Genomic DNA, 6,351 nt, shown 5'->3' with positions numbered 1-6,351 from the left:
TGAACCGGACTGCGGTGTGCCGAGGATTTTCCACGGCGCGCCGGTGCTGTCGATAAAGCTCACCGTCGCAGGCCAGTTCACCGCCGTACGGACCAGCGGCAGGCTGGCTCCCGGCTGCAGGCTCACGGTTTGTGCGCTGATGCGTGGCACGGCCGTAATGCCGGGCGTGGCCAGCGCCCTGTCCTGCTCCGTCTGTTCCGCCCGTAGCCGGCGGATTTCGTCCGGCGTCAGCGGCGCAATCGTTGCCTGTGCCTGGTCATACGTTACGGATGACGGCGGCGGCAGCGGCTGACCGGGCAGCGGACCGGCAGGAGAGCCTGCCTGTCCGGCGGCGGTCGTGCCCTGACCTGAGGGCGCCGGGCCGGTCGCGGATGCAGTGGTTTGCCACCCGCCATCGGTGTCAGGGGCGGCCCCCGCGCTGCCGCACAGCGCCAGCCACAGGGCCAGCATGCGAAAGTTGCTCATAGCAATCCTTATCCTGCGTTGTTGGTGATGGTCTGGGTGACTTCAAGACCTTTCGGTTTGAGGCGCACGTCGGCCTGCTGCACGCGAAGCGTGAAGATATAGCGCAGCGGCGGACTGCTGCTGTTTTGTCCCTGCAGGCGAAGCGTGACGGGATACTGGAATTCCCAGGTGTAACGGCCGCCGATGACGCCGCGACTGGTGATGACACCCGGCTCGACGGAGTTGGTCAGGTTCATGCGCTTGTCCTTCACCAGCGCCAGGATATTTGAGCCAACGGTCAGTGCCTGGTTGTAGCCGACAAATCCCTCTTCTGAGAAATCAGGAGATGCGGCCGTCATCTGGCTGCGGTAGTGCACAAAGTCCAGCGTGAAGGCCCGGCTGATGGTGTCAGCCCCGAACTGGCGCACATCGCTCTCGCTCCAGACGGGTTTGTCCGTTGCATATACAGGGGTAATACGGCCATTGTCGGTGGCAATATAGTGTGGCGGCACGGTCACCAGCATCCAGATGAGGGCACCGATGACCACTGACTGAATAATGTTGCCAGACAGGCTCCACATAAGAGCCTTAAGGCAGCTGCGGGCAAATGCCGCACCCAGCGAGCGCTCATGCTGTGCGCCCACGGCATACGCGTATGCCTTCGGGTCGGTAATTTCAACGGCCGCCTCCTCAGGCGGCGCGGCAGGTTGAGGGTTCTGCATGCGGTGCTCCTTACATCCCGTATGACTGCCACGGATCAATGTTGTCCGGCAGGTTGCTGTTGATTTTGTCGGTCATGGCACTGCAGACCTTCTCCGACGCCTGATTCATAACGTCCTGCAGGCTCGGCAGGTTGGGCAGGCTGATGGAGATGCTGCGAATACCTGAAAGGCATTTCTGCAGCTGTTCTGAGGTCTGACTCTCACGTGCTGCCCAGGCATCATTCGCCTTCTTCGCGGCGTTGTAGCCCGCCTCGCTGCCAGCCTGCGCTGCCGAGCCCGCGCGGCAGTTCGCGGCACCGGCGGTAAACGAGGCACAGCAGAAAAAGACCGCCACAAGGGCGGTCGCTGAGTTTTTTTTCATGTAAAGACTCCGGAAGGTTCGATTACTGTGCCGGCCGCGGCGGCGTGACCGGTGCTGCCTGTGGTGCTGCTGCCGGCTGCTCCTTTACCCAGCCAGATTCAGCCTTATAGCGTTCGTCATAACCCAGCCGGGCATGAATCGCTGCGGGTAACTCTGCAGGCGCATCCAGCTTCGCAATGCGGGGTTCCGCGTCGCCGGTAAGGCGGACCACCACGTGCTCGCGGGGCACCGGCTGGCCGTTTGAGCGGTTGATGCCGTTGCCGCTGCCGACGGGCACGGCTCCCTCAGGCGTCAGCACGTTCACCACCATCGGTGGTGCCTCCTTGCTGTCCGGCAGGCTGACCAGCACATGCTGATACTCACCGTTCTGACGAACCACGCCCTGCAGGTAGTTCCCGTCACCCTGCACCAGATAGAGGTCCGGGTTGCCGTTGGCCGCCCATGCCGACATCACCGCCACGCCTGCCGACTCGTTGTGCGCCGGACGGGGAGCAGAAAGCGCGTCACCGGGTACGCTGCTGCCCTGCCCGTCCGGTTTGAGCCAGTAGAGGCCGTCCGCCGGTTTCGGGGGCGCGGGCATGTCCAGCCCGAGGCGGCTCACCACCGCGTGCTGGATTTGTATGTAGCGGTTCACATCAAAGGCCGACAGCGGCACCATCTCATTGCCGCCGGTCTGCACGCGGGCACCGCCGACGGGTGCCAGAGACCACTGATTCCGGTGGGTGTCCACGTCTTTATAGTGAGTGACCACGCCATCTTCGTTTTTGTGGGGAACCTTTATTTTTACCGGCTGCTCGCCCATCCACTGCAACGTTGCCATGCGCCCGGGCTCCAGGTTCGTCTCCCGGAGCAGCCCCGCCAGCTCTTTCCCCCAGAACGTCTGCGGGCCTTCTTTTGTGCGCAGGGTGATAAAGGTGCTTTCCGATGCGTTTGTTTCGAAGCGGAACGGCGCCTGCCCACAGGCGGTCACCTTGCCGGTCACCGGCTCGCGCGCCTTCTCCGCCGGCGTATGAATGTCAGGCGATATCTTCGGCCCCTGATGTTGAGGAGCCGGCGCGGCCACGGCCTGCGGTGACGGTGTCACGTGAGCACCGGTGTGCGCTGGCGCTTCAGCGTGCACCGGCTGCGCAGCTGCCGGTGTGACGGGCGGCGCAGTAACCGGCTGCGGCGCGTTCTGTTCGCCACGCACGGCATCAACCGGTGCCACCGGAGCAACAGGCTGACCAGCTGCGCGACGGGCAGCATCCAGATCGGCCTGCTGGCCCGCGTTCTTCATGCTCACATCCAGCTTGTTGGCCACGATGACACCGATCGCAAACGCTTTGAACTCATCGCTGCCGGTCAGCTCAATCCGGCCATGGTACTGCTGTGATGCGGTCAGCAGCGCGGCGAGTACTTTCTCTTCTTGCGCGCTGGCACCCTCCGCCATGACCAGGCGGTTACCACGGTCATAAAACGCCGGTTCGCCGTCCAGCTTGTACAGCACGCTTTTACCGTCGGGCTGCATGTCATGCGTGACGCGACTCAGCAGCCTGTCAGCATCGATGCGGGACGATTTCGATCCGGGAGATGCAGGCACATCTTCTTCTGACGGCGCCACGCGCGGTGCACCGACCAGAATCGCGTTCTCCTCACCGAAGGCCGACGCCAGCGGTGAAGATGACGTATCAGGGCGTTTATCCAGCACGGCACGAAGTTCGGCTTCCAGCGTTTCGCTCTCCTCAGACGGCCAGCGTGGGTTTTCGGTGTTATTGCCTTGCGACCACATTTCCGTCAGACCAATGCGTTCATTAATAAGGCCACCGGTACGGTACGCCAGCGTTTCAGTATCAAGGCTGGCGGCTTCGTCTTTCAGCGCCCGCATGCGATCGCTGATGGCTGAGAACTCCGCTTCGAAGTCTTCCGCAGGTGCCCGGGCAGTCTCGTTGCCCGAAACAGGCGCGGACACTTCAGCAGTGGCGGGCTGAGCAGCCGTCTCTGCAGGCGCACTCTCACGCACCGTCCCGGTTGACGCTGTCGCCACCGGCGCGGGTTCTGCCGCTGCTGTCGCAACCACCGCAGGTGTTACGGGCACGTCCGTCGCCGTCACGGATGCGGATGGCGCGACGCCGGAAGAGGCTACGGCGGCAGGCGCCGGCTGCTGAGGCGTGGCGTCAGAGGTAATCGCCGGGGCAGGCGAAGTCGAAGCAGCGGGCGCCGACAGCGTGCTCAGCGTTGCAAAGACGCCGGTTGCCGCCGCGACTGACTCAGGAGTAGCCCGGCCCGTCGCTGACTGCTTCGCCACCTCGTTGCGAAGCACGGCCAGGTTATCCTCAAACTGGCTGCGGGTAACTTCACCGCGTACCAGTAAATTGTACTGTTCTTCAACGCGTGCCGGCACGGAGGCCACGTCCAGCGTTGCCGATGCGGGGTGGCGCGAAGCATAGTCACCGCGGGGTGCCGGAGCATCAGGTGAAGGCATGCCCGCCAGACCGCCTTTCGTCAGCCGGTCAAACGCGCCCTGTATCTGGTCCACGTGCCTGGCCGAATACACGCCGTGTGTCTTCGCCTCATCGAGCTGCGCCTGCAGCCTCGCCACGTTCTCCGTCAGCGCCGGCACCGCCGCTTCCCCGCGGGCCAGCGAGACGAATTCGTCGCGCAGCGCATTCTGGATGCGGTAAAGCGCCGAAACGTTCGGATCCTCTGCAGTGGCCGGCGGCAGCTGCGCAACGCTTGCGGTTACGCCCGCGGCGTACCCGGCGGCACGCTCCGGACTCTCAAGCGCGGCCATACGCTCAAATACCTCGCGCGTTTCGCTCTGGCGACCGGCGGTAAAGCTGGCCGGTTCAGCACGTGTAAATTCGCCATAAAGCATCTTCACTTCACGATCAAACTGCGCGCGCGTGACCTCCCCGCCTGCCAGCATCACATACTGCTGTGCGATCCGGTCGGGAACGGTGTTGACGTCGAGCGCGGGGCTGCTCGGGTGCAGTGAGCTCCATGTGTCGCGCTGGCCCAGCAGGCCCCGCAGGCGGGAAAGTGCACCCGTCTCCATGACGTCCGCGCCCGCCATGCCGCCCTGCGTCACGCGGTCAAAGACCTGCTGCATCTCCTTCATGTGCCCGCCGGCGTACACGTCGGCTATCGCGACGCTATCCACACGGGCGCGCAGCGTGCTGATATCCTGCAGCAGCGCCGCCGGTGAGGTCTGTCCGCTGGCAAGCGCGGCCAGCCGGTCGCGCAGCTCGGCACCGGTACCATAGAGCCCCGTGAAACCATCATAGGGACCGGCAGCCGGCGGCGGTGTCACCGGCGCGGCCGGTGCGGACGGAATATCGGGCTGTGGCGCCGGCGAAGCGGACGGTGTCGCAGCCACGCTGACGGGCGCCTGCGCGGTGGCTGGCTGTTCTGGCGCCGGTTCCTGTGCTGGCTCAGCCGTTACGGCCGGGGAGACAGGTTCGCTGACGGTGACGGCCGGTGCGACGCTTTCCGTTAACGGCGCGTCTTCCTGCTGTGCTTTCAGAATGCGGTACACGCTGGTCTGGCCGATGCCGAGCTGCTCCGCAATTTGCGCGGCCTTCAGGCCCCGATCGCGCAGCGACAGGATCTCGGCGGTTTTTTCTTTTGCCGCGCCCGGACGGCGGGAAGAAGAGACGTCAGAGGATGCTTCAGGAGATGCGGAAGGCAGATGATCCGGCGCAGGCTGTGCGTCGTCGGGTGTGGCCATGGTAATTTCCTTGTAGTTAAGCCCCTCAAGAGCTCGGGCAATGTCAGGCAGCAGGGTCTCGCGAAGGCGTTCAGCGCCGCGGGACTGGTGCAGGTCGTTGAAGTCGGTAAAGCCGCGCTCGATGTCCGCCGCCGTGAGATCCGGCAGCAGGACGGCACCGCCGGTAGCAGCGGCCGCGCGCTCAGCGGAGAGCACGCCCTTATTTTTCTTTTTGGCGTGGTCAACGTCGGCCATGAACAGGTGCGGGCTGTCGGGAAAACGCGCTTTCAGCACGCCGGCCACCGCCTGCATGTTCCCGGCGTCAATGGTCATCACGACAGGGCGGCCGGTGACCATGTGCAGGCTGCGCGCCGTGGCGTAGCCTTCGGCATACAGGATGGGTTCGCCGTTGCGAAGCGTCTCTCCCTCGACGCGAAAGTGCCCGGATTTCGGGGCATCCTTAAACAGATATTTCTCGCCGTCCGGTGGGATGTACTGCAGCGTGCGAAACTCACCGTCCGCGTTGTAAAACGGCAGGACCAGCGCGCCGTTACGCGTCTGGCGGATGTCAGGCGACACCGTCACACCCTTGCGCGCGAGATAACCGTGTTCGGGGTCGGCTGCGGGAAGCCTGTGATACAGCGCACCTGCGCTGGCCGTCTGGCGGGCGTACAGCGCCGCCTGTGCGCGCGCAGCGTCGTCCTGAGACTGGCGCATCCCCGCGCGGATATGCACGCGCGCCACCGGGTCGGCTTCACCGGGTTTGCCGCTCGCCTTCCAGCGCGTGATGTCCTTGTCGTTTTCGGCGGTGTGATAATTGATGAACCAGCCGCCCGGCTTGATGCCGTCGAGAAAACCGCGGTACACGCCGTCGCGGTTGCCTTTTGACCCGTCCACCACCGATACGCGATGGCGTTCGCCATCCATCACCGGCAGACCGTCCAGCACCAGGCCGGCGCTGGTCAGTGCGTCCAGAAACTCGGACTGCGGGTCACCGCCTCCGCTGCTGCGGATACTGCGATCGGGCATCCACGCCTTCAGCCGGCTCAGGTCTGCGCCCGGACGGGCGTACCAGAGCTGGGCCTCTTTGCTCCACGCGATGGCGTTGCGCCCGTCGGGATGTTTTCCCGCGTCGGCGC

At 64.5% G+C, this 6,351-nt stretch carries 4 protein-coding genes; all 4 read right to left on the bottom strand.

The window, feature by feature from the left end; all coding sequences use genetic code 11:
• Positions 1-465, bottom strand: a 465-nt coding sequence (locus tag AC0IXH_RS24180) for a DotH/IcmK family type IV secretion protein (protein ID WP_471721248.1), incomplete at its 3' end; no start/stop codon positions are given.
• Between the two features lie 8 nt (positions 466-473).
• A complete protein-coding gene (locus AC0IXH_RS24175) occupies positions 474-1,166 on the bottom strand; it encodes a DotI/IcmL/TraM family protein (RefSeq protein ID WP_471721247.1) in 693 nt (230 codons plus the stop codon).
• 10 nt (positions 1,167-1,176) lie between these two features.
• Positions 1,177-1,527, bottom strand: coding sequence for a conjugal transfer protein (locus tag AC0IXH_RS24170; RefSeq protein WP_471721246.1), 351 nt, complete (start codon positions 1,525-1,527; stop codon positions 1,177-1,179).
• A 22-nt stretch (positions 1,528-1,549) separates the two neighbouring features.
• On the bottom strand, positions 1,550-6,241 hold the full coding sequence (locus AC0IXH_RS24165; RefSeq protein ID WP_471721245.1) for an LPD7 domain-containing protein: 4,692 nt from the start codon (positions 6,239-6,241) through the stop codon (positions 1,550-1,552).
• Between the last annotated feature and the right edge of the window lie 110 nt (positions 6,242-6,351).

This window comes from Erwinia sp. AC075, assembly GCF_979253995.1.
Note: the sequence above shows the minus strand (reverse complement) of the source record. Positions and strands in the feature narration are given on the sequence as shown.